Origin of the sequence: Desulfuromonas sp. AOP6 (assembly GCF_009731355.2) — a bacterium.
GTDB lineage: Bacteria > Desulfobacterota > Desulfuromonadia > Desulfuromonadales > SZUA-540 > SZUA-540.
The window spans coordinates 352,132-373,234 of the sequence record NZ_AP022810.1; the positions used below are offsets into that span (position 1 = coordinate 352,132).

The 21,103-nt window shown below is 46.9% G+C and carries 32 protein-coding genes; 3 read left to right on the top strand and 29 right to left on the bottom strand.

Annotated features, from left to right (window positions below):
- Positions 1–23 precede the first annotated feature (23 nt).
- The 10 genes from AOP6_RS01675 to AOP6_RS01720 form a co-directional block, all read right to left on the bottom strand.
- Positions 24–347 (bottom strand): hypothetical protein, encoded by a 324-nt coding sequence (locus tag AOP6_RS01675; RefSeq protein ID WP_155874910.1) that lies wholly within the window; start codon positions 345–347, stop codon positions 24–26.
- An 82-nt stretch (positions 348–429) separates the two neighbouring features.
- On the bottom strand, positions 430–2,640 hold the full coding sequence (gene katG / locus AOP6_RS01680; protein ID WP_155874911.1) for a catalase/peroxidase HPI: 2,211 nt from the start codon (positions 2,638–2,640) through the stop codon (positions 430–432).
- Between the two features lie 144 nt (positions 2,641–2,784).
- Positions 2,785–3,222 (bottom strand): transcriptional repressor, encoded by a 438-nt coding sequence (locus AOP6_RS01685; RefSeq protein WP_155874912.1) that lies wholly within the window; start codon positions 3,220–3,222, stop codon positions 2,785–2,787.
- A 183-nt stretch (positions 3,223–3,405) separates the two neighbouring features.
- A complete protein-coding gene (locus AOP6_RS01690; protein ID WP_155874913.1) occupies positions 3,406–4,044 on the bottom strand; it encodes a hypothetical protein in 639 nt (212 codons plus the stop codon).
- A gap of 177 nt (positions 4,045–4,221) precedes the next feature.
- Complete coding sequence (locus AOP6_RS01695; protein WP_155874914.1) at positions 4,222–4,509, bottom strand: coiled coil domain-containing protein; 288 nt, start codon at positions 4,507–4,509, stop codon at positions 4,222–4,224.
- Between the two features lie 94 nt (positions 4,510–4,603).
- Entirely contained in the window at positions 4,604–4,912 is a 309-nt protein-coding gene (locus AOP6_RS01700) for a ferritin family protein (RefSeq protein WP_155874915.1), read from the bottom strand.
- A gap of 342 nt (positions 4,913–5,254) precedes the next feature.
- Complete coding sequence (locus tag AOP6_RS01705) at positions 5,255–5,605, bottom strand: DUF1622 domain-containing protein (protein WP_213194714.1); 351 nt, start codon at positions 5,603–5,605, stop codon at positions 5,255–5,257.
- Positions 5,606–5,843: 238 nt separating this feature from the next.
- Positions 5,844–6,626 (bottom strand): MipA/OmpV family protein, encoded by a 783-nt coding sequence (locus AOP6_RS01710; protein ID WP_155874917.1) that lies wholly within the window; start codon positions 6,624–6,626, stop codon positions 5,844–5,846.
- A 78-nt stretch (positions 6,627–6,704) separates the two neighbouring features.
- Complete coding sequence (locus AOP6_RS01715) at positions 6,705–7,160, bottom strand: hypothetical protein (RefSeq protein WP_155874918.1); 456 nt, start codon at positions 7,158–7,160, stop codon at positions 6,705–6,707.
- A gap of 104 nt (positions 7,161–7,264) precedes the next feature.
- Positions 7,265–7,825 (bottom strand): hypothetical protein, encoded by a 561-nt coding sequence (locus tag AOP6_RS01720; protein WP_155874919.1) that lies wholly within the window; start codon positions 7,823–7,825, stop codon positions 7,265–7,267.
- Between the two features lie 262 nt (positions 7,826–8,087).
- Here AOP6_RS01720 and AOP6_RS01725 point away from each other — a divergent pair, with 262 nt between their 5' ends.
- Positions 8,088–8,372 carry a type II toxin-antitoxin system RelB/DinJ family antitoxin gene (locus tag AOP6_RS01725; RefSeq protein WP_155874920.1) on the top strand — a complete coding sequence of 95 codons (285 nt, stop codon included), beginning with the start codon at positions 8,088–8,090 and terminating at the stop codon, positions 8,370–8,372.
- Positions 8,369–8,647 (top strand): type II toxin-antitoxin system RelE/ParE family toxin, encoded by a 279-nt coding sequence (locus AOP6_RS01730; RefSeq protein ID WP_155874921.1) that lies wholly within the window; start codon positions 8,369–8,371, stop codon positions 8,645–8,647. The genes AOP6_RS01725 and AOP6_RS01730 overlap by 4 nt, the downstream gene beginning before the upstream one ends.
- Before the next feature lie 122 nt (positions 8,648–8,769).
- Here the strand turns inward: AOP6_RS01730 and AOP6_RS01735 are convergent, their stop codons facing one another.
- From AOP6_RS01735 to AOP6_RS01810, 16 genes are all read right to left on the bottom strand, one after another.
- Positions 8,770–9,477 (bottom strand): hypothetical protein, encoded by a 708-nt coding sequence (locus tag AOP6_RS01735; RefSeq protein ID WP_155874922.1) that lies wholly within the window; start codon positions 9,475–9,477, stop codon positions 8,770–8,772.
- 147 nt (positions 9,478–9,624) lie between these two features.
- Complete coding sequence (locus AOP6_RS01740) at positions 9,625–9,921, bottom strand: hypothetical protein (RefSeq protein ID WP_155874923.1); 297 nt, start codon at positions 9,919–9,921, stop codon at positions 9,625–9,627.
- A gap of 71 nt (positions 9,922–9,992) precedes the next feature.
- Complete coding sequence (locus AOP6_RS01745; RefSeq protein ID WP_155874924.1) at positions 9,993–10,748, bottom strand: hypothetical protein; 756 nt, start codon at positions 10,746–10,748, stop codon at positions 9,993–9,995.
- A 635-nt stretch (positions 10,749–11,383) separates the two neighbouring features.
- Positions 11,384–11,947, bottom strand: a complete 564-nt coding sequence (locus tag AOP6_RS01750) for a hypothetical protein (RefSeq protein ID WP_155874925.1) — start codon at positions 11,945–11,947, stop codon at positions 11,384–11,386.
- Positions 11,948–12,043: 96 nt separating this feature from the next.
- Positions 12,044–12,538, bottom strand: a complete 495-nt coding sequence (locus AOP6_RS01755; RefSeq protein ID WP_155874926.1) for a hypothetical protein — start codon at positions 12,536–12,538, stop codon at positions 12,044–12,046.
- Between the two features lie 493 nt (positions 12,539–13,031).
- Positions 13,032–13,343, bottom strand: coding sequence for a hypothetical protein (locus AOP6_RS01760; RefSeq protein WP_155874927.1), 312 nt, complete (start codon positions 13,341–13,343; stop codon positions 13,032–13,034).
- Between the two features lie 43 nt (positions 13,344–13,386).
- Positions 13,387–13,845: a hypothetical protein gene (locus AOP6_RS01765; RefSeq protein WP_155874928.1), complete on the bottom strand. Its 459-nt coding sequence runs from the start codon at positions 13,843–13,845 to the stop codon at positions 13,387–13,389.
- A gap of 161 nt (positions 13,846–14,006) precedes the next feature.
- Positions 14,007–14,267, bottom strand: coding sequence for a hypothetical protein (locus tag AOP6_RS01770; RefSeq protein WP_155874929.1), 261 nt, complete (start codon positions 14,265–14,267; stop codon positions 14,007–14,009).
- Between the two features lie 535 nt (positions 14,268–14,802).
- Positions 14,803–15,102: a hypothetical protein gene (locus AOP6_RS01775; RefSeq protein WP_155874930.1), complete on the bottom strand. Its 300-nt coding sequence runs from the start codon at positions 15,100–15,102 to the stop codon at positions 14,803–14,805.
- A 135-nt stretch (positions 15,103–15,237) separates the two neighbouring features.
- Positions 15,238–15,522 (bottom strand): hypothetical protein, encoded by a 285-nt coding sequence (locus AOP6_RS01780; protein WP_155874931.1) that lies wholly within the window; start codon positions 15,520–15,522, stop codon positions 15,238–15,240.
- Positions 15,523–16,082: 560 nt separating this feature from the next.
- Positions 16,083–16,301 (bottom strand): hypothetical protein, encoded by a 219-nt coding sequence (locus AOP6_RS01785; protein ID WP_155874933.1) that lies wholly within the window; start codon positions 16,299–16,301, stop codon positions 16,083–16,085.
- A 79-nt stretch (positions 16,302–16,380) separates the two neighbouring features.
- Positions 16,381–16,755: a hypothetical protein gene (locus AOP6_RS01790; protein WP_155874934.1), complete on the bottom strand. Its 375-nt coding sequence runs from the start codon at positions 16,753–16,755 to the stop codon at positions 16,381–16,383.
- 797 nt (positions 16,756–17,552) lie between these two features.
- Positions 17,553–17,753, bottom strand: coding sequence for a hypothetical protein (locus tag AOP6_RS01795; RefSeq protein ID WP_155874935.1), 201 nt, complete (start codon positions 17,751–17,753; stop codon positions 17,553–17,555).
- A gap of 113 nt (positions 17,754–17,866) precedes the next feature.
- A complete protein-coding gene (locus tag AOP6_RS01800) occupies positions 17,867–18,193 on the bottom strand; it encodes a hypothetical protein (protein WP_155874936.1) in 327 nt (108 codons plus the stop codon).
- A gap of 403 nt (positions 18,194–18,596) precedes the next feature.
- Positions 18,597–18,950, bottom strand: coding sequence for a hypothetical protein (locus AOP6_RS01805; RefSeq protein ID WP_155874937.1), 354 nt, complete (start codon positions 18,948–18,950; stop codon positions 18,597–18,599).
- Positions 18,951–19,045: 95 nt separating this feature from the next.
- The gene (locus tag AOP6_RS01810) at positions 19,046–19,486 is read right to left on the bottom strand and encodes a hypothetical protein (RefSeq protein WP_155874938.1); all 441 of its coding nucleotides are present in this window, start codon (positions 19,484–19,486) and stop codon (positions 19,046–19,048) included.
- Positions 19,487–19,607: 121 nt separating this feature from the next.
- Here AOP6_RS01810 and AOP6_RS01815 point away from each other — a divergent pair, with 121 nt between their 5' ends.
- On the top strand, positions 19,608–19,772 hold the full coding sequence (locus AOP6_RS01815) for a hypothetical protein (protein WP_155874939.1): 165 nt from the start codon (positions 19,608–19,610) through the stop codon (positions 19,770–19,772).
- Positions 19,773–19,891: 119 nt separating this feature from the next.
- Here the strand turns inward: AOP6_RS01815 and AOP6_RS01820 are convergent, their stop codons facing one another.
- The 3 genes from AOP6_RS01820 to AOP6_RS01830 form a co-directional block, all read right to left on the bottom strand.
- Positions 19,892–20,140 carry a hypothetical protein gene (locus AOP6_RS01820; protein ID WP_155874940.1) on the bottom strand — a complete coding sequence of 83 codons (249 nt, stop codon included), beginning with the start codon at positions 20,138–20,140 and terminating at the stop codon, positions 19,892–19,894.
- Positions 20,141–20,259: 119 nt separating this feature from the next.
- Complete coding sequence (locus tag AOP6_RS01825; protein WP_155874935.1) at positions 20,260–20,460, bottom strand: hypothetical protein; 201 nt, start codon at positions 20,458–20,460, stop codon at positions 20,260–20,262.
- Positions 20,461–20,577: 117 nt separating this feature from the next.
- Positions 20,578–21,039 (bottom strand): hypothetical protein, encoded by a 462-nt coding sequence (locus AOP6_RS01830; protein WP_155874941.1) that lies wholly within the window; start codon positions 21,037–21,039, stop codon positions 20,578–20,580.
- Between the last annotated feature and the right edge of the window lie 64 nt (positions 21,040–21,103).

The window sequence follows — 21,103 nt, forward strand, 5'->3', positions numbered from 1 at the left end:
GTCGTTCACGGGGGCAGGGTGTTTTACTGGCCCGAAAAATAAAGCACAGCCATACCGAGGCCGGTGATGGCGATGGCAAGAACAATGGCCAGAACGAATTGCTTAAGGCGGCTTTCGTGCTGTTTCTTGGCTTCAACGACAAAAGGGTCTTCCAGGGTGAGACAGCCGTCATAGGCGTTCCAGAAGCAGGCGAGATTCTTGCCGGTGCCGGTGATGTTCCGGCTGAAAAAATCCGGGTGATTTTTTTTGAGATAAAACCACAGCTGAAAATGGATCGTGATGAACCGGAAAAAACTGCCAACCAGCAAAACGGCCACGATCCAGAAAATGGCGAATTCAAGGACCAAGCGGCAATCCTTTCGGTTTGTTGAGGGGAGAAAAAAGCGGGGGCAAGGGAAAAACTCTCCCTTGCCCCCGTCGACGCACCGTTCAGACCAGGTCAAAACGATCCAGGTTCATGACCTTGTTCCAAGCCGCGACAAAGTCATTGACGAACTTTTCCTGAGCGTCGGCGCAGGCGTAGACTTCCGCCACGGCTCGCAGTTCCGAGTTGGAACCGAAGATGAGATCAACGCGGGTGCCGGTCCACTTGAGCTCGCCGCTTTGGCGATCACGGCCCTCGAATACGTCCTGGTTCTCCGCGCTGGGCTTCCAGACCGTGCCCATGTCGAGCAGGTTCACGAAGAAGTCGTTAGTGAGTGTCTCCGCTTTTTTGGTGAAGACGCCATGGGCAGATTGCCCATAATTGGCGTTGAGAACACGCAGACCGCCGATGAGTGCTGTCATCTCGGGGGCTGTCAGCGTCAGCAGCTGAGCCCGGTCCACCAGTAGTTCTTCGGCGTTGACGCTGTACTTTTTCTTGAGGTAGTTGCGGAAGCCGTCCGCCTTCGGTTCCAGAACGGCAAAAGCTTCCACGTCGGTCTGCTCCTGGGATGTATCGGTGCGGCCCGGCGCGAAGGGAACGCTCACCTCGAAACCGGCCTTTTTCGCCGCCTGCTCGACGGCCGCGCAGCCGCCCAGAACGATCAGGTCGGCCAGGGAGACCTTCTTACCGCCGGACTGGGCGCCGTTGAACTCCTGCTGGACGCCTTCGAGAGCCTTGAGCACCTTGGCCAATTGCGCCGGCTGGTTGACTTCCCAACCCTTCTGCGGGGCGAGGCGGATTCGCGCTCCATTGGCGCCGCCACGCTTGTCGGAGCCGCGGAAGGTTGAGGCCGACGCCCAGGCGGTGGCCACCAGCTCCGCGACGGAAAAGCCGGAGGCCAGAATCTTTTTCTTGAGGACAGCGATATCCGGCGCCTCGATTAACTTGTAGTCAACGTCGGGCACCGGATCCTGCCAGAGGAGTTCCTCGGCGGGCACTTCCGGGCCGAGGTAGCGGGAACGCGGGCCCATGTCGCGATGGGTCAGCTTGAACCAGGCGCGGGCGAAGGCGTCGGCAAATTCTTCGGGGTTTGCCAGATAGCGCCGCGCAATGGGCTCATAGATAGGGTCGTAACGCAGGGAGAGGTCCGCCGTGGTCATCATGGGGCGCAGTTTTTTGGTGGGATCGAAGGCATCCACCACCATGTCTTCTTCCTCCACGTCCTTGGCCAGCCATTGCCAGGCTCCGGCCGGGCTTTTGACCTTTTCCCATTCGTATTTAAACAGCACCTTCAGATAACCCATATCCCAGGTGGTCGGCTTGGGTTTCCAGGCGCCCTCGATGCCGCTGCTGATAGTGTCGGGCCCTTTGCCGCTGCCGAAACTGCTCTTCCAGCCGAGACCCATCTCTTCGATGGGGGCGGCTTCGGGTTCGGGCCCCACATGAGTGGCCGGGGCGGCGCCGTGGCATTTGCCGAAGGTGTGCCCGCCGGCGACGAGGGCCACCGTCTCTTCATCGTTCATGGCCATGCGCGCGAAGGTTTCGCGCACGTCGTTTCCAGAGGCGACGGGGTCGGGATTGCCATCGGGGCCTTCCGGGTTGACATAGATCAGGCCCATCTGCACGGCGGCCAGCGGGTTTTCGAGATTCCGTTCGCCACTGTAGCGGCTCTTGGGTTTGTCGCTGGTGGCCAGCCATTCCTCTTCCGAGCCCCAGTAGATGTCCTCTTCCGGCTCCCAGACATCTTCCCTTCCGCCAGCAAAGCCGAAGGTTTTGAAGCCCATGGATTCCAGTGCGACATTGCCGGCCAGAATCATCAGATCGGCCCAGGAGATTTTCCGTCCGTATTTCTGCTTGACCGGCCACAGCAGCCGCCGTGCCTTGTCAAGATTGACATTGTCCGGCCAGCTGTTGAGCGGCGCCAGACGCTGGGAGCCGCTGCCGGCTCCACCGCGTCCGTCACCCAGGCGGTAGGTGCCGGCGCTGTGCCAGGCCATGCGGATCATGAGTCCGCCGTAGTGGCCGTAATCGGCCGGCCACCAGTCCTGGGAGTCGGTCATCAGGGCACGGAGATCCTCTTTAACGGCCTTGAGGTCCAAGCTCTTGAACGCTTCGGCATAGTTGAAATCCTCCCCCATGGGGTTGGAGAGGTTGGAATGCTGGCGCAGGATGTTCAGATTCAATCGGTTCGGCCACCAGTCCTGGTTCGAGGTGCCACCACCGGCAACCTGTCGGCTCGATTTGCCCGTCACCGGGCACTTGCTTTCCTCACTCATGCAATGTCCTCCTTCTGCAGTTGGGTTTGTTGCTGAAAGGTGTTTCATGTTGGCTGAAATCAGTTTATTTTTAGCAGACCTTATGGGTTTGTCAATATCTATAGATAATGACTTTCGATAAGGGAGGTGAAAATATGGCGAGGATTATTTTTTCTGACAAGCGGGGCAGAGGCCAAAAAGTTCGACCTGGTGGGAGGTGATCTGGTAGCCCGTCGCTTTGGCGACCTCGGAGGTCATTTGATCCAGCAGACTGATGTCGGGATCAATGATGCGATGGCAGCCGGTACAGACCAGGTGCGGATGGGGATAGGGTTTGTTGCCGTCGTAATGGCTGCGGCCATCGGCAAAACCGATTTCCAGGATTTCGCCGATCTCTTTCAATAGCGTGACAGTCTTGTAGACCGTGGCCAGGCTTGTCGTCGGGAATTGAATTTTGACCTGATTATAGACCTGTTCCACACTCGGATGCTGGTCCGTATTGAGAAAGGCCTGCAGAATGGCGAGGCGCTGCGGCGTAATTCGGCAATCCCGTTGCCGGAGTTTGGCGAGAATGTCGTCCAGCCGTTGTTGCGACTTATCCACGGTGGCACCAGGGGGACAGGGGGAAAAAGAAGATCAGCCAAGGACCGATACTGAATCATCGCGAATGTGTCGGGATTTGTCAATCGGCGGATGGTTCCGGTCGGCCGCACCGGGATTAAGCCTCAGAAGAAAACAGATAAAAAGGGGGAGGATAGGCCCGTGCCCCTCCTCCCCCCCTTTTTATCAACACTTCAGATAAAGGCAGAACAGGGTGAGAATATTGGTCTGGGTTGTCAGGCTGGCATCCACAACCACTTGCAGGTTGTCGCTCTGAATAATCTGCGTCGCCAGGATGCGGTCGGCCATGGTACCGATGTTATCCGCCATCAGCAGAATCTTGTCGGCCATTTCAAGAATGCGGTTCGCCATGGTGCCAATGTCATCGGAAAGGCGCAACATGGTCATCAGGGAGGATTCCAAAACTGTCAGCGAGGTGAGCGGCGCCACCAGGACGATCGCCTCCGAAAGGGCGAGCATCTGCGTGGTCAGTGAGGCGCTGAGGGTGGCCAGGTTCTGCAGGGCAATCAGTGATTCGCTGGCCAGGGACATGGTCGTCGTGTTGTTGGCCATGGTGTCGTACAGGGTCATGACACTGTCCTGATAGCTGTTGACCGAGGCTTCCAGTGCGGTCAGCTGGCTGAGCATGGTGAAAGGAGTCAGCGTGATCTGCGACATGCTGGTCAGCAGGGTATTGCCGGACAAAACCAGATTGTTAAGGGACGAGGTGTAGAGGTCAGACGCCTGCACCTGGGCGGGCTGGACCGCCGCAATGCTGAGAAAAAAGAGGGTGGATAAAGCGACTCGAAAAAAAGCTTTGCACATAGGAAGCCTCCTGCCGGAAAAAGAGATTGAAAGACGTTAACCTTGGTAAATCTTAATACCCAAAGGGAACCTGTCAATGCCTTTGCCGGGAAAGCTTGCGAGAACAGAGTCGTGCCGCCGCTTAATCAGGGGCGCACCTTACAGATGCCCCTGATTAAGCGACAAGCAGCGATGATTTTATTTGAATCGCGAAGCAGCTGACTTCAGTGCCTTGCCGAGGGAGTCCCAGGCACTTTCAATGCCCGCCCTGAGATCTTCCCAGGCATCGTCCCCGGCATTCTTGAGTTCGGTAAGCTTGGCGGCAGCCGATTTCCGCATGGACTCCAGTTCTTCTATTTGTTGGTGATATTTAATTTGCGCATCCGCTCCTGCCTTGTCGGCTTGGGCTTTGAGCTTTTTGATTTCCGCATCCCACTCATCCAGTTGTGCCTGTAGTTTTTTTTCATATGCTTCTTTTTTGCTCATAGCTTTCTCCTGTTAACATAGAAGGCTAAAAGATGTTTTGCTTGGCGAATATGACAATTTTTCAGGGTAAAGCAATTCGTCAGGAGTTTTGGCCCTAATTCTTTTTTAGTCTTTCTATTTCTTCTTCAACTTCTTCTGCACCCTCTGCATAGAATTTTTCTTCATCGGGTGCTAGTTCTTTCAATAAACGTAAGAACTCTCCCGCATGAACCCTTTCTTCATCAGCAATGTCCTTTAAAACTTCAATGGCCAATTTATTATCGATCGATTCCGCCAACTGCATATACAATTGAACAGCCTCATATTCAGCGGCGATCATAAAACGAATTGCGCGGATTAATTCTTCTTGCGTAAGTTTTTGCCCTTTGGCAAGTCCCGAAAATGCGCTTCCAAACTCCGGCATATCCAACACCTCCTTTTTTTGGCGATATTTCGTTGCCCCTGACGATAAAGACCAGCGGTGAGGGTTATGAAATCCGCTGCAACGGCATAATTATACCATACTGGGCAGTGACGGGCGTCTTTCCTGCTCAGTGGAAGAAACTCAATGTTTTAATATGGCGAAGCGGTAACCGCACCTGAACAAGCCGATATGCAGTAATGGACCGAAAAAAAATGAGGTCTGAAATGAGAAAATAAATCGGATTCCTTTTTTCAGAAGGCTCACGATGATATTCAGCAGTCGTTATTTTTCTGGGCCCACTGGGTGAAATGGTTGGTGGAGGTCTAAGCGCGAAATTGTATGTTACCGCGTATTTTGCCACGGCCATTTGCCGGTCATCTCGACTTCCAGGGTTAAACTCAGGAACGTGCGTATGAGTACAACTATGGCGAGAACGCCTATGGTTTCAAAGGTCAACTCGACTGCCACTGTATAAATGATGTCCGAAGCAATGAGAAACTCAAGGCCAAGCAAAATGCCACGGCCTAGTACTTGGCGGAGTTCAAGGAAAATAGAATCACCATCTTCCTTTTTGAGTAATCGGGTTGCGGCATTGAAAAGTGAATATAGTGCGAACCCCGTAATAGTCCCGATGCCGATCGCTTCAATAGTTGCTGCACACCAGGCTGCTACAGGTGCTATGAAATCACTCACATGCTCCTCCTCTGTGTTAGTGGGCATGGACCCAATCATCGCAGATGACGAGCCACTAAGGGCTGTGATTATTCTATCCGCTTGATTTAATGGTCAATCCAGGTTTTTTATAAATCTATGGGTCAGTTCACCATACAACGCGTTTTAAAGATTTCTTTCAATGCTGCTGCTTTTTGCCACCGATCTCTTTGCCCAACGTGGTGAATCACGGGCAGGTTGTGGCGCGGCGGGGGGGTCGCTAAAAAGAATAAGCGATCCCGAGGGCAGTGAAATACTGATTCGCGTCCTTGACCAGGGGGCTGTCGGCGGCGTCGCCGAGCAGCCGGTCGTAGTTCGCCAGCAGCGTCAGGCCCCAGGCGCCGCCGAGGGGATGGACAATGGTGAGCCTGGCCCCCGCGCTCTTGAAGCCCGCCTCGGCAGTATGGGTCGGCAGGCCGGAGTTCGCCGCCTGTGCCGGGCTGATACCGAAATAGTCCTGCATGTAGGAATCGCTGGCCCAGGTGGTGGTCAGGGCCGGGCGCAGCATGGTCGGTCCGAGACGATGGCCATAGCCGAGCGTGCTGTGAATTTGGACGCCCGTATCTGCCCCTGTGATCTGCTGTTCGTAGTGGGCGTCGAGAGAGACCTTTCCAGTCTTCCAGCGGGCGAGCAGGTTGGCGGTGGCGCCATCGTCGATGTCACCGAGGCCCTTCAGGTTGGCCGAGTCGTTCTCGTCGCGACCGAAACTGTAGCCCACCGAGGCGCCCAGGCGGAGGTCGCTGCCGCGGTAGAAGGTGGCGCCGAGCCCCTGGCGGACGTTGAGAAAAACCCGGTCGCGCCAGGCGATGTCGAGGGAAGGGAAGGCTTTGAATTCATACGCGTCGGCGCCTTCATACTCCGGCAGATAGAGGCCGATCGCGCCAAGGCTGACCTGCCAGTCTCCCGCAGGCGGTCGCCCCTGGGCGGTCGCGTTGGTGAGCGGCAGCAGAAGCAGGGCGAAAAGGGCAAGAGTCAGAAGGCGGTAGCGCATGGAAATCCTCAAGGAGAGAAAAGGGGGTGTCGTGTGATTGTCCCTTTTACTCCAGTCTATGTCGTCCGCGTTTATGGGCGAGATAACAGGTTATTCGACCAAGGCCATAGAACTGATATGAAATTTATAAACCTGAAAGGTATTTCCCAGGTCGAGCAAGGTCATGGTGATTTCAGCGTCACCTTTTTCATAGGTTGCATCAATCGTATAGGTAACAATAGTTTGGCTGCCGCCTTCAAGGGTTGAACCTGTATAGATATTTGAGAAGCTCGGTTCTTCCATTGACAGCAAATCGCCAAGCTTGGAGAGGTATCGGATTATTTTTACAAAATTTTCATCAGAGATGTCTTTGATCCCTTCGGGCGCCATATAGCCCTTAATCACTTCAGGATCCCACTTTGAGAGCTCCGGAACGGTTGCCTTGATGTACGGCACCGCCGTATCCTTGTATTGAGACGATTTATACCAGGTAAAAATCCCGATTCCTGCAATGGCGAGGATAACGACAAGGGATACAACACCCAAAACCATAAACACTTTTTTCATGAATTTCTCTCTTTACGTTCAAATTCAAAAGAATGGCCGGCAGCGACGCGAACTTGCGTTACCCACCCCAATTTAGATATTGTTTTTCAATTGTGCCCGTCTTCTTATTGCCGCGATTTTCCAGCTTTTGGACAGGGACGGTCGGCCAGACGCGTGTCGCAGACCCCGACGGCACGGAAATACTGCATCCATTGAACGATCTGTTCCCGGGAAGGATGAAACCTGAACGCCTTCTGCACCAGATAAAAACTGTCATTGCCTTTGATCGCCTTGAACCAGGTGTTCTCCGGCTGGCCCGTCAGCGGGTTCGAGGGACAGCTTTGGACCCAGATCGAAAAAGCATAGCCGTTTTCTTCCCCCTGTGTAACCGGCGCCACTTCGCCATCCTTGCAGACGTCCAGCCAGGCTTTGGTCGAGAGGGCCTGAAACTGCTCTGGCGTTGCCTCCTTCAAGCCCAGAAAGATTTGGGTGGTCACCATCTCCGTCCAGTTGTCGACGGTTTCCGCCTCGGGAACCATTTCGGTCATGATCATGTTCCCTTTTTGGGTTTGAAAGGCGATTTTGTAGCCCTGAGGCAAACCCTGCAACAGGTTCTCGTCGCTGAGCTGGGCAAGGCAGACGCTGGGGACAAGCAATCCAGCTAACAGCAGGTGAAGCAGTTTCATGGGTGTGCTCCAGACAGAAAGGAAGATTGATGAGGGCCGGCAAAAAGTAAACTCAATGTTTTTACGCGAAAATTGGCGAAATGTCGATATTTTGCGGCCCCAAATAGACCTGTCCCCATTCTGTAAAAAATTAGGGACCCTCCAGTTTTCTTCAAAGATATGGGGAGTGCCCCTAATTGTTGCTGGGTTTATTAAATTGTTGGTTGCCCTTCAGCGACCTTGGTGCTAACATTTGTGCACACACTAATTGCGGGAGCAACCTATGGATACGAGAATTCAATTTCGTGTTGACGAAGAAACAAAACGCTTAGCCCAGCAAAGGGCTGAAAGCCAAGGTCGCACCCTTAGCGACGCTTGCCGAGAACTAACGGAGCAGCTTGCCGAGCAACAACGCAAGGCCTTGTCTCATGATACTTGGCTTACCGAACAAGTAAACCTTGCGTTCGACAAACTTGATTCCGGCAAGGCTGTGTTCGTGGACAATGACTCTGCAAAAACACAAATGGCTGAACGTAAAGCCAAGGTTCGCAACCGGGGCCACCAATGATTTTTTGGGAAGAAGAATCCTTAAATGATCGAGAGAAAATTTTCGAGTTTCTTTACGTCTTCAACCCAGATGCTGCTGAAAAAGCAGATGAAATCATTGAAGCTAAAGTTGAAAACTTAATTGAACAACCTTTAATGGGCGTTCAACGGGAGGGAATTCGAGGCAGATTGCTCATTATTCCTGAAGTTTCAATGGTCGTATCTTATTTTGTTGACGGATCCACGATTCGCATTCTGCGAGTTCTTCACCAAAAACAAAAGTTCCCTACCGAGTAGCTGAAATCATTTTTGGCGGGACCCGTTGCTGGGGTTGACTTGGTCCGACCCAAAAGTGAGTTCAACTGGCGGCGCTGGGACGCTAGCAGAGTAGAGACTTTTTCGCGAATATCACCACTGGATCAACCGACCGTGTGGAGCGAAGGGTTAGCCCTTTTTTTCTTCACATAGCTCTGATTGATGGCAATGAACAGCAGTGCAACCGGCACGTAATTTATTGAGTTCACCGAAGCCCAAAATGAATGGGTTTCAGGAGATGTGGCAGGAAATGCGAAAAGGAAAATCATGCTGCAGATGAATATTGCAAAAAACATGAAATTTGAGGCCCAAAAAGAAAACCAACGATAGACATTTGGAAATTTGACTGATTCATATTTTGTTGAAAAATAAATGGCAATTGCGCCAGCAATATTAAGAACTGAAAATGATATGACAGCTGCCTTGGGATCTGGGCCGCCTTCCAGTCCACCAAAAATAAATAAGCAAAAAGAGACAAATCCTACTGCCCAAAGAACGATTCCAAGGGACAGAACAGCAATGCCGACAGCATTGTGTTTGCCACTCGCAACATTTTTATTTTTTTGTGCAATGACAATTGAAAGTACTGCCGAAACCAGGATTACGGCTGAAATGCTTATTGGTATATAGGGGAGATTGGGGCCAATTACGTCGCCTTCAGTTGGAAGCGCAAAAATTATTACTAGGGAGATAACAAGGCACGAAATTGCATTTTGTAGGAGTACCATTAGAGAGGCACCCCACATAAAGCCTTTGATGCACAGGAATAAGAGAATAAGAAATAGCAAGAGAGGTATTAATGGTTCCACCATTGCATTTCCTTTGATTTTAAATGGCTAACGTTCAAGGTGCCCGGTGCTGCGCGGCTTCATCGCGCAGCGCCCAGAGAGCGAAGCGAACGGGGTCGACCGCAGGGTTGGGCCTCTTGGTTGCACACGCGGGGCGCCACGGATAGCCGTTCAGCGGAAAAAGGCCGACTTGGTAACAATAATGACAGGGACAAGCCCGACGGTAAGCATGACCACGGTGTTAAACCAAGTTGAAAGGAAGTCTCTCCTGTAGCCACCGATCTTAAAGAAGAACAACAGAAGAAAAACCGGCATAAAGAAAGCCATCAATCCGATGAAGCCAAAAACGGCAGCAACAGGCGGTGAGAGCTTTGCAGAAACCCCAATGGCCAGATAGATGACGCTGCTGAAAACGAGGATGAGTCCTTCGCGTGTTTTAAACAAAGACTTCGACAAATGATCTCGCATTGGATGTTCCTTTAGGGTTCCGGTATTAATTGCTGAGCGCCGTGGCGTCCTAGGGGCGTCGCGCTGCTAGATCAGGCCGCTTCAAGATCGACTTTTGACATTGGTATGGCACTCTCCATAATGATCGTTAACGCAACGTCCTGAGGGAGTGCCTCTCTTGCCGCATCAAGCGCCTCCTGAATTGCGACTCCAAACAAGAAGGGCCACTCCGTCGGTTGTTTGCAAAACATCTTGGCTACGGGAAATAGATCTGGCCACAACGCCTTTAAGTAGTTGATCGGTTTATCGCTTGTAACGCGTCCTTCCGGAAGTCGGGGAATACCGAAGGAGTCAGTTCCTACCGTGCCAGTTACATGGGCGAAGATGCTGTTGATGTCCGGCAGCGTTTTGCATCCATTGTGCTGTGCCGCCCCTGCCGCAAGACCCCAGACCGAATACTGTGATTCGGCTAATGCTTGGTTCAACGGATCACCAAAGAAATAGCTTTTCCCATTTGCTACGCCAACAGTTATTAGCGCAGCCGTCTCGGGCAACCCCTTTGCAATGGCTTGAGCGCGCAGATTGGCCTGGCACGAATAGCCAGCAAGCGCTCCGAGTGCGCATAGCAATGACTCAACGTGAACCCCGCGCTCATCTTTCATCCCTCGTAGGAGCCGTTGAAATACTTCCTTTCCACCGAGCTTTGCACCTATCAGGGGATCAGTTTTTCGCTTTTCTTCAATTGCACGCATGAGCGCTTCAGTCGCTGCGTCTAGCTGTTGCTCTGACGGGCGGTCCTTCTGTGGCTGTTGTGAACCAGCAAGTTTGGAAAGTAAGGACTTAAACACGATAAATCTCCAAGAGGAAAACTAAGAGGCCCAACGGACCAAGCTAAGCGGGCTGGAGTTGGTCCTTTCCAAGTTTGTAGAAACCTTTACGCGAACCACCCCTGTATCACCCAGTCCAATTGAGCGTTTGGTTATGGCGTGTACACCCGCAATGCAACCATTACCAGCACGACAAATAGAAGGGCTGCGGCCGTGCGAAACGCAACGTGCTTTACAATAGATACTTTGGTTCCCCGTTTTCTTTGATAACCAACGTACTGCGCAACCAGCAACCATGCCAAACCAAAGTCAAACAGCCATGTGAAGAAGAATGCAAACAGCTTTCCGCCAACCGTAATTGAACACCAGAATGCCACGAATCCGAACGGGGCAAGTGGTAACGAAACGAGAGTCCCTACCATTAGCGACCAGTCACCCACCAACGGAATAGCAAGAAGTGATGCGGGCAATATCGCTGTGTACAGCGAGAGCCATAGTAGTTGCCCCCGATTAAGAGTCCATTCGATTCGCATAAGAGCCATAATGGAGAAAGCAAAGCTGAGGGCCACCGAAACGTGGAACTGTTACGTATTTTTCGAGAAGCAAAAACGTATCTCCCCGTCAGCTTTAGCGGTTTGTTAGCGCTTAACACGAATTTATTTCTTCAAATCCGGAACTTCTCTAAAATCTTCAACTAAAAATCCTAATGTTGTTTGTCGACCAGACAATTCTAATAATACATTTTTTGGCGAATCTTGATAAGATCCCGCACTTATACATAGATAGGACGGAAATGCATTGGAAATAAAACTTCCATCAAGTCGATAGTCACATCCATACCTTGACTGAGTATGTATTTTATTAAAGTTAGCTTTATGTGTTACCTGTGTGCCTGTGTACATTGTTATAATGGCGGCAGAAGAGTGCACAATTGGGACAAATACCCAATAATAAACAGATAATGGTAAACATATATATGTTATTAAAAATACAAATGGGCCAAAAGTGATGTCTTTGTAAACAAGGCGAGCCCTGCCAGTTAAATGGCGATACCAAAGCAATACCACCAGCGGCGTAGCAATGGTTGCTGCTATCGCTGATCCAATCCTTTTCCAGTGATCTGATGGCACAAAATCTACATAAATGCCGTAGCCCCAAGCTATAAATGATATGAATATTGTAGCAAGGAGTATGTTAGACCAAGGCTTTGATATTTTCATGTCTTCGATATTTTAGAGTAGCGCTAACGGTTTGAAATAAGAGTTGACGACGTGGCGGTGCGACTGTGTAAAGATTTTTCGGGAAGCACCAGCGGTTCAATCGCCCGCCTTAATTTCTTTTTTAGCATGTTTAAATCGCTCACTGAAACTTACAAGTTCCTCTGAACAGAACACCCACCGGTCATTTTGATAGCGAAGTTCCATTATTTCATCTGTACTAGCTTGGTGGTGAAAGTTTGTCCCCTGTAGATCATAGGTAAAAACACCGGAAACCCTGAATTGCGCCTTTTCTTTATCTCTCGAAATAAGGGAATATTCTACATCAGAGAAATCGATTTTTACCTGCTCGTAATGGTCTATCCCTTTGTCTCTTTTTAATTTAGAGACCCTTTTTTCAGCTCTCCTTATTGCTTCACTCAAGAAAACTTGATTCTGTTGGCAATAATAGTCCTTTAGCTCAAAAAATCGGAGAGAGGCTCCTTTTTCGAAAACCACGGAAGCTACGCAGATAGAATCATTAGTGCCACAACCGTATGCATTCACTGTTGAAGCCAAGAAAAGTATAATAGCGACTAAAAAAGATTTGTTCATTGCGTATTCTCGCTAACGGGTAAGGGTAACCGGATGCGACGTGCAGCATCAATTTAGTAGAGACCTATTCGGGAAGCACTCGTGTTTTTCAGTCCGTGTTAACCCTAGGGTTAGCCGACAAGTGTCATTAGAGCTGTGTTGGTTTTCCTTTGAAAAACATAAATGCACCAATTAAAAAAAGACCAAGGTGCCCCAGAAAACTGTAGATGGCATATTTTTCTAAAGAAAAATCACGAATCATCAACGTCACCGAGACGACCATGAGAATTGCGCATATAGTCTTGTAGGTTTTAAGTTTCATTCTATTTATTCTTTTTGGCTAACGGTAGAGATAAGCGGCGGCGACGTAACCTACGAACACCACCGAACCTTTTCAAATTTAGTCGCTTGCGTTTTCCGTCCGCTTGATTATTTGGTTGGGCGGCTTTTATTAAATGAAATACTTTTTTTAAAAATAGAAGGTATTCGATGTGTAAATTGTTTCAATGATTTTTCAGTAGCTACCTGGCGAAAAGTATTCTTCGCAAACCTGTAAGTGAAATTCAAAAATTGACAAGGCAAGTCTCGATGCCTCATTTTCATCAATATCTAAAAAATATTGCTGAAAATCATCATTATTTAAGTGCAATTTTTTGGATAGTAAATTGAAGTTATTGTAGAGCGCTACACTGAAATCATTTTTGTATAATTTCCCGATAAAATCCCGGCATGCGACAGATAGGCGATATTGAAGTTCATCGCTAGAAGTAGCGAGGATTTTAATAGCTTCATTCATTGTTTCAAAGGCTTTTTGATGGTTATTCATTGTGACAATCTCCTCTTTATTTTTTTATAAATTCAATACTGCTTTATTGCTTTTTTTGAAATACTAATATTTTGTATCTGTCAGCGAAGACTGCGTCCCTAATTTTTTGAGCAGTATCTGAACCGATTCCTGAATATAAGTCAAAGCCAACCTGAAAATCCTCGGTTGTTTTGCTGTCCAAATAATCTATTTTATAGCTAAAAACTTCATTATCGTAAAAGTAATCGCTATAATATCTTCTGTTTGGAAATAATTTATTATTTTCATCGAAAAGTAACCATGCAACAACTATATTTTTCATTGGATCTTGCGTAATATTTCTAACTTTACCTTTAAGGGTAGCGGAATATGTCAGGTCACCGCCATAAATATCAGATTTTACAATTACAACTTTATCATTTACTTGTTGGTAATCCTTCCACTCTTCGTAGTCGATTACGTCTGCTGCTAGGGTGATACTGCAATTAAACAAGACAAACAATGCAACAAGGTAAATCTTCATTTCATAACTCCTTTTTAAATAATTCGCCCAACGGTAGTGATAAGCGGTGGCGATGCGAACTATGCGTACCACTGTAATATTCGTGAACCACACAGGTCGTCTCCATCCGCTTGATTGCATGGTTAGCCATTTTTTATTTCATAAACTAAAATAAAAATGGGCTATTGGCCTGCTATTGTGAAAGAAGATTGAGGAAGAATGTATTTTTTAACTGACCATTTGTAGAAATGGAACGAAGAATAAAGGCCAACCAAAGCACCAAGGACACCACCAAATACACTTATTGTTTGTGTGTTGACTTTGGCAATTCCAAGAATGAACCCAACAACTCCGCCAACGACAGCCCCTCCAACAACCGCAACAACAACTGCTAAAATCGAGAAAATTATCCATGCCTTCAGGTACTTAATTTCAGTTTCCATTTTACCTTCCTTTTTATTTTTGATGGCTAACGGTTCGCGATAAGCGGCGGCGACGTGAAGGTTCGGCCTACTACCGCAATTTGGTTTTGTTTTTCGGGAAGCCCCGAGCTATTTTCCGTCCGCTTGATTTGCTGGTTATAAGGCAGCCTTTGGGCTTGTTTTGTATTTATCTTTGCAAATCTTAAATAACCAAAGACTCGTCCAATAAACGCCAGAATAAATGATTGCAGTTATCAAAATGCCCTTCCATGACGGCAAGAAACCCAAGTCTGAGTTCGGGATGAAAAATGGTTCGCCAAGGAAGGATATCGGGGTGTAATACAGCAAATAGCCACCGAGTGCGATTAAGCCAAGGACCTCGAATAGCATCCGAAATAATGCCGGCAACAACAGGATTGCTCCCCAGAGAATATATTTAATCTTTTTATTCATTTGGCATTATAACGGTAGTGATAAGCGGCGGCGACGAAGCCTGTGAGAACCACGGAACTTTTATGAGAAGCACCGCGGTTTAACCGTCCGCTTGATTTGATTGTTAGGCGTTGTATTTATTTTGGTAATATTTTTCGACTTCAGCACATGCCTTAAAAAAACTTTTTGAAACGTCCCAGTCACTCACACCCTGAAGAACACCAATTCCTGAATTTGAGATGCGTGGGAGTTCCCCTGAAATTGCCATCTCTCTTATTCCATTTAAATATTGAATTATCTTTTTACAATGTTCGGCAAGCAGATCATTTTTTGTTTTTTGAGCGGCCAGAATTTCTTTTTCAGCTTCCAAAATCGCAACATCTATTATGGAGACAAATTCTGACGTTATCTTTTCTATGTTCATTTAAACGCCTAACGGTTCATGATAACCGGCGGGCGAAACGACGCTCGCGACCCACCGCAATTTGGTTTTGATTTTTCAAAATTGCACAGACGTATTCCCCGTCCGCGTTGATTTAGTTGTTAGGTTTCTTTTCGCTTACGCTGCTTCAATAGCGACGACAACCCAAAACAAAACAGGACAAGCTAAGTGCAACCACAGCATTGAAGCAGTTATTGCTTTTTTATGCTTTTCTTCGTGGGCTTGGTAGAAGGCTTTATAAAATTTCGGAATATTGCTCACGTTCCCGGCAAAAGATACCAGTAATTGTATTGAATTAAATTCAACAACTTCCTCTTTTCTGAGGTAGTTCAGAAAATATAACCCCGAGAAGCCGAAATAGGCTGCGATAATCATTAATGTTATTGCAGTGCTCAATTCCATTTCTGAAACCTAACGGCGGTGATAAGCGGCGGCGATGAAACCTGCGAGTACCACAGAACTTTTATCGAGAAGCACCGCGTTTTACCCGTCCGCTTGATTATTTGGTTGTGCGCTTATTTGTTTTCTGCTGTTCGGTGAAAAATAGCAAATATGCTATGGCATAAATACTATATAGAAAACCTTTTCTAGCCCATTTCTTGGGATCAAGTCCTTTTGTCTTGGCCAGCTTGAAACAAATAAATGAATTTACAGATAGAAATGCCAGAATTGATAGAGACATTGAAACTTTATATTTAAATTCACTATTTTTATCGGTTTCAATTGTAGCGACAAGTTCACGGATTTGATGGTCGAACCCAGTAAGTAATATAAGTTTTATAGCAATAAAAGCTAAAATTAAAGAGATCGGTACACTTAATAAGAAAAATTTTTTATTCATTGTTACCTATATTAGCGCACAACGGTTCATGATAACCGGCGGCGACGCGAACTTGCGTGACAAACCGCAATTTTAGATTTTGTTTTTCAATTTAGCGCAGACGTATTTTCCGTCCGGTTGATTAAGTTGTTAGGTGTTTTTTTTCTTCTGGATTGAAATAAATAAGTGAACCTATAAAGAAAAACGACATAAATACAAGTTGTATAACAGAACTGCTTCCTAAATATTCAATGTCTCTATTTATTAATTTTATTGTTTCATATGATGTAAATGCCACCATGAATACTGCTCCTGCCAGCATTAAATTATATGCTTTACGTGTGATTATTTTTCTTTTCAATTTTGACACCTAACGGTTCGTGATAACCGGCGGCGACGAACTGCTCGAACACCACCGCAATTTGATTTTGTTTTTCGGATTAGCAGCTCGTATTTTCCGTCCGGTTGATTAGTTTGTTAGATTTCTTTTTATTTTTAAGTAGATAGCTCAACAAAAATATAGTGTTGAACGCGAACATGATGCTGAAAAATTTGATTGCTGTGCTTGACACTTCGACCGCTGAATCCACTGCTTCGTATGCACCATTTTGAGCTTCAAGACTTATGAGGGCGAAGCTTCTTAGTTTTTCAATGTTCGTTTCGTTTTGAATTGTTGCTTTGATTTTATTTGTTTTTTCTTCACTGACCGAAAGGCCATCGACGCCCCCAAAATATGCATTCGATATGCAAACGACGCTCAATATCAGAAAGATGAAATTTGCAGCTAAAATTATTTTTATGGGGCTAGTTTTCATATTTTATTTTCTGAAATCTAACGGGGTTAGATAAGCGGCTGACGACGCGAGCCTAGCGACCTATCGCAATTTGATTTTGCTTTTCAGTGAAGCACTCAGCCCAACTCAGTCCGCCTTAATCAGAGCCAAACCGATCAGGCGGGATATGAGTACTTTTTGAATAGCCATTGTCTTCACAAAGTTGCTCGCACTCTGTGACGCCAACAGTCCTAAACACCAGTAGAAATACAATTGCAAAAATTGCAAATGGGATAAATACCCATTTGACTATGGAGGCTTCAAAAGATGTAGGAAGCTTACTTATTGGCATTGTAGCCTAACGGTAGTGATAAGCGGCGGCAACGAACCCTGCGAGGCCCACAGAACTTTTACCGAGAAGCACTGCTGTTTGCCCGTCCGCTTGATTTCTTGGTTGGGTGGTCGCGTAGCTGCGTGGATAGCTTGCTTTCCGAAAGCCAGGCGGACCACCAATAAAGTTGCCTATATTTTTGAATCGATGTTTCGAGTATGTGTACAGGGCCAGAAATGCTTCTGGCTCTTTTTGTTTTTTATGCCCTTAGGGCAGGAGGGATCGATATTGAATCGCCGTCTGGCGGATTACGTGGGAATGATCTTATCGGATAATAATTTTGCCCGCTATCAGGAAATACCTGAGTCGCGATGCCGTATGCTTCTAAATTTCAACCACCCAACGGTTGAATTTAAGCGGCAGGTTTGAGACCCACGCAGACCACTGAATTTTTCGAGAACCACTGCTGTCGAACTGTCCGCTTGAAATTTTGGTTAGCAGGCCGCCTTTAAATGCGAGTGAAAAGCAAGGCCATTGCAATGGAAAAACAAACTGATGCAACAATCGCCAGTATTTTGTCTTTGTTATCTAGCCTTTTTTGCATTTCTGTTGATTTAATTCCGCCCCATAAGGATGGTTTTGCCCTAATGACAATTACAAAAAGACATATGAAGGCGACCACCATGAAGGTGAACTCAACTTTTTGCATTTGCTTTTCATTTTCCTGCTAACGGTTGAGATAAGCGGCGGCGACGCGACTTGCGGGTACCACCGAACTTTTCGAAAACAACAACTGCCTATTCCGTCCGCTTGATTAAGTGGTTAGGGACCTTCCGTTGAATAATTGTCTTTTTTCAAATAACCATATGCCGCCCCAATAATTGAGCCGTTTAGGGTCGAACCAACAGTAATTATGCTTGCATTAAGCATGTTGCCTTCTGTGAAAATTGTTATTAACGACCACGGAAGGCTAACTAGAAAAGATGGAAAATAAACTAAGAAAATATAAATTATGGCGCCGGAAGGATCTTTTTCCATTTCCAATACATAAGAAAAATTCCAAATACCGATAAATGCACCAACAGAAGCACCATAAAGCAAATAACGCACTAAATAGCTGTTCTGTAAACATTTAACAACTTTGCGCATTATTGATACCTAACGGTTCGCGATAAGCGGTGGCGACGAGCGGGTTCGGCTTACTACCGCAATTTGATTTTGTTTTTCTGGGAGCACCCAGCCCTATTCCATCCGCTTGATTGGATGGTTAGATTGCTTTTTGATTTCGCCTTAATGCCTTCAACCCATTCCGAAAATACCATCAAGAACTAGTGAAATCATTTTTTTGAAATTGGGCCAAAATGCCTCTTTTTTGATAACTCGATAAATGAAGGCAACAATTGCGTAGAGGACAATTAAACAACCGATAAGTATGAATATGTATTCCATTTATGCTCTGCAATCTAACGGTCAGAGATAAGCGGCGGGGCAGAGACAACCGAAAACCACCGCATTTTTAATGACTTAGCAGAACTGTATCAACCGTCCGTCTTCATTTGATGGTTAGACAGATTTCTTTGAGGTGCCACTTGTCTGGGCCTGTCCAGAAAATGCGCATGAACGGTTTTGGTACAAGGCCCCGCTCCTGTCCTTCTTCCATTACCTCGGATGGGCACCACTCTTTTCCAGCACTAAATGCAACCCCTAGGTCATTGAGTTGGTTTAGTAGGTCAAAGAGGGCTTTGTTTTCAAAAGCGTACCCGTCTATTTCTGGATATTTTATTCGGCTGCCGCCAACCAATTGTCTTTCTGGGCGAAGCCCAGCATTTTGCAAGGCCACAGTTGATCCTTTCAGATAAACCCAGCCACCGATGACTTGTGAAACGTATGTCGGTATTTTATTCATGGTCTGTCTAACGGTAGTGATAAGCGGCGGCAACGTAACCTGCGAGTACCACAGAACTTTTATTGTGAAGCACTGTGGTTTAACCGTCCGCTTGATTATTTGGTTATGTTGCGCTTTTTGAACGCTACCCAAAAGGCAGTGGATAATGTAATAAAAACAATGATATGGAAGGTTAAAATTGATTTTTGAAGTTTTATGGAATCATGGAAATTTTGCAGTTCCGTGTTGTTTAGGTAGTTGGTATTGATGCCCCCGGAGAAATATAGAGCTGTTAGTGGAGGCGCAACAGATAAAAAAGCAAATAAAACCCCAACAGTAATGAGTAGATATCTGAATTTCATTTTGGCGGTTACGGCGTATAGGCCGAGAAAAAAGCAAGCAACCGATGAAACTGCACGTAAATAGATACTGGCAATATAAAGCCAGTAAGGTATGTCTAGAGAACCAATGCCTTTTGCAAGAGCGATCAACACCTCTGCAAGAAATAGCGAGGCTAATATTAAAGTGCAGAAAATATTAAAAAATCTATCAATCATTTAAGCAACATAACGTCGGAGATAACTGGTGGCGACGAAAGGCAACGGGCCTTTAACTGCACAGTTATTTCCATCCAGTTCATTGGCTTGTTGTACGGCATTTTTCGAGGGAGGTAGCTAAATGAATTTAAGAATATTACTTTTACCTTTTGGAGTTGTTGCTGAATTACTACTGCTGTTAGCTTGCTGGTTTCTTGCTGTTTTCAGTACTCACAATGCAAAAGTATTGGCAGCGTGGACAATTAAAACCTTTCCTAACCGCAAGTGGTACGCAGGGGAAAATTAAGCGCCGTACAACGGACCAAGCTAAGCGGGCTGGAGCTGGTCCTTTCCAAGTGTGTAGAAACCTTTACGCGAACCGCCCATGTGGCACCCAGTCCGCTTGAGCGCTTGGTTAGGTAGCGATCAGTTCCAAAAAGGCCACCAGGGTAGTATTGCTTGCCGCCTTATTTTGACAATATCATTTGCCTGAAATGGAACTGTGCCTTCGCCATTAGGGTGTGACTTCAAACCGGTAATATACCTGCCGCCTCGAACAACTACTCCACGATAAGTTCCACCAGTAGCCGTTTTTACATCGACCCAGTGAATATCCATTTTCATTTCAGGACCGAGTTTGGCGCGTAAATGTTCAGGTAATTCGATCTTGTTCATTCTTTGCTACCTAACGGTTGAATTTAAGCGGCAGGTTTGAGACCCACGCAGACCACTGAATTTTTCGAGAACCACTGCTGTCGAACTGTCCGCTTGAAATTTTGGTTAGCAGGCCGCCTTTAAATGCGAGTGAAAAGCAAGGCCATTGCAATGGAAAAACAAACTGATGCAACAATCGCCAGTATTTTGTCTTTGTTATCTAGCCTTTTTTGCATTTCTGTTGATTTAATTCCGCCCCATAAGGATGGTTTTGCCCTAATGACAATTACAAAAAGACATATGAAGGCGACCACCATGAAGGTGAACTCAACTTTTTGCATTTGCTTTTCATTTTCCTGCTAACGGTTTGAGATAAGCGGCGACAACGTTCCGGTTCGGCCTAGTAGAGACCTTTTCGAGAACAACCGCGCTACTTTTCGTCCGCCTTCATTTCGTGGTTAGGTGGTTTGTTCAAGTTCGTCGTAAATATCTACACACCAAGTAACTTCATCGCTGAACCACCCGCCGAAAAACCAGTTTTGACCAAGGGCCTGGTCTATATTCATGTCTGTGCCGTCAGACCATTTAGTGTGAGTTCTAGCGCCAGCCTTCCGCGCTTTTTGAATGGATTCGGTTGAAAGCAGTAAACCATATTGGGTCCCTATGGCAATTGCCATAATTGTCCCTGTTTTGTGATGAATGAGTGCTGGTGTTCCGTAGATTAGGCAACGAAAATCCGTTGGTAAACTCTTTCCAATTTCGTCCCAAATCCGCATCACGATGTCAGGGTGTGCACCCTGCCGCACATATGGGTTTTCAGCAGTATCGGGTGATTCGTATACGGGTGCCGCTTTTCGTTTTCCACGTGCAAGATATTTGAGAACAAGATCATTATTTTTGTTTGAATTTATGTTCTTCATTTTATCTATTTTTGCCACCTAACGGTAGTGATAAGCGGCGGCGACGAAGCCTGCGAGAACCACG

Bases quoted from the DNA above. Each gene is read 5' to 3' on its own strand.
- AOP6_RS01775 (WP_155874930.1), bottom strand. From the start codon at position 15,102: ATGAACATAGAAAAGATAACGTCAGAATTTGTCTCCATAATAGATGTT.
- AOP6_RS01690 (WP_155874913.1), bottom strand. From the start codon at position 4,044: ATGTGCAAAGCTTTTTTTCGAGTCGCTTTATCCACCCTCTTTTTTCTC.
- AOP6_RS01720 (WP_155874919.1), bottom strand. From the start codon at position 7,825: ATGAAACTGCTTCACCTGCTGTTAGCTGGATTGCTTGTCCCCAGCGTC.
- AOP6_RS01810 (WP_155874938.1), bottom strand. From the start codon at position 19,486: ATGATTGATAGATTTTTTAATATTTTCTGCACTTTAATATTAGCCTCG.
- AOP6_RS01790 (WP_155874934.1), bottom strand. From the start codon at position 16,755: ATGAAAACTAGCCCCATAAAAATAATTTTAGCTGCAAATTTCATCTTT.
- AOP6_RS01700 (WP_155874915.1), bottom strand. From the start codon at position 4,912: ATGCCGGAGTTTGGAAGCGCATTTTCGGGACTTGCCAAAGGGCAAAAA.
- AOP6_RS01805 (WP_155874937.1), bottom strand. From the start codon at position 18,950: ATGAATAAAATACCGACATACGTTTCACAAGTCATCGGTGGCTGGGTT.
- AOP6_RS01780 (WP_155874931.1), bottom strand. From the start codon at position 15,522: ATGGAATTGAGCACTGCAATAACATTAATGATTATCGCAGCCTATTTC.
- AOP6_RS01755 (WP_155874926.1), bottom strand. From the start codon at position 12,538: ATGAACAAATCTTTTTTAGTCGCTATTATACTTTTCTTGGCTTCAACA.
- AOP6_RS01730 (WP_155874921.1), top strand. From the start codon at position 8,369: ATGATTTTTTGGGAAGAAGAATCCTTAAATGATCGAGAGAAAATTTTC.
- AOP6_RS01770 (WP_155874929.1), bottom strand. From the start codon at position 14,267: ATGGAAACTGAAATTAAGTACCTGAAGGCATGGATAATTTTCTCGATT.
- AOP6_RS01765 (WP_155874928.1), bottom strand. From the start codon at position 13,845: ATGAAGATTTACCTTGTTGCATTGTTTGTCTTGTTTAATTGCAGTATC.
- AOP6_RS01820 (WP_155874940.1), bottom strand. From the start codon at position 20,140: ATGAACAAGATCGAATTACCTGAACATTTACGCGCCAAACTCGGTCCT.
- AOP6_RS01795 (WP_155874935.1), bottom strand. From the start codon at position 17,753: ATGCAAAAAGTTGAGTTCACCTTCATGGTGGTCGCCTTCATATGTCTT.
- AOP6_RS01800 (WP_155874936.1), bottom strand. From the start codon at position 18,193: ATGCGCAAAGTTGTTAAATGTTTACAGAACAGCTATTTAGTGCGTTAT.
- AOP6_RS01725 (WP_155874920.1), top strand. From the start codon at position 8,088: ATGGATACGAGAATTCAATTTCGTGTTGACGAAGAAACAAAACGCTTA.
- AOP6_RS01740 (WP_155874923.1), bottom strand. From the start codon at position 9,921: ATGCGAGATCATTTGTCGAAGTCTTTGTTTAAAACACGCGAAGGACTC.
- AOP6_RS01830 (WP_155874941.1), bottom strand. From the start codon at position 21,039: ATGAAGAACATAAATTCAAACAAAAATAATGATCTTGTTCTCAAATAT.
- AOP6_RS01715 (WP_155874918.1), bottom strand. From the start codon at position 7,160: ATGAAAAAAGTGTTTATGGTTTTGGGTGTTGTATCCCTTGTCGTTATC.
- AOP6_RS01815 (WP_155874939.1), top strand. From the start codon at position 19,608: ATGAATTTAAGAATATTACTTTTACCTTTTGGAGTTGTTGCTGAATTA.
- AOP6_RS01735 (WP_155874922.1), bottom strand. From the start codon at position 9,477: ATGGTGGAACCATTAATACCTCTCTTGCTATTTCTTATTCTCTTATTC.
- AOP6_RS01825 (WP_155874935.1), bottom strand. From the start codon at position 20,460: ATGCAAAAAGTTGAGTTCACCTTCATGGTGGTCGCCTTCATATGTCTT.
- AOP6_RS01750 (WP_155874925.1), bottom strand. From the start codon at position 11,947: ATGAAAATATCAAAGCCTTGGTCTAACATACTCCTTGCTACAATATTC.
- AOP6_RS01760 (WP_155874927.1), bottom strand. From the start codon at position 13,343: ATGAATAACCATCAAAAAGCCTTTGAAACAATGAATGAAGCTATTAAA.
- AOP6_RS01695 (WP_155874914.1), bottom strand. From the start codon at position 4,509: ATGAGCAAAAAAGAAGCATATGAAAAAAAACTACAGGCACAACTGGAT.
- katG (WP_155874911.1), bottom strand. From the start codon at position 2,640: ATGAGTGAGGAAAGCAAGTGCCCGGTGACGGGCAAATCGAGCCGACAG.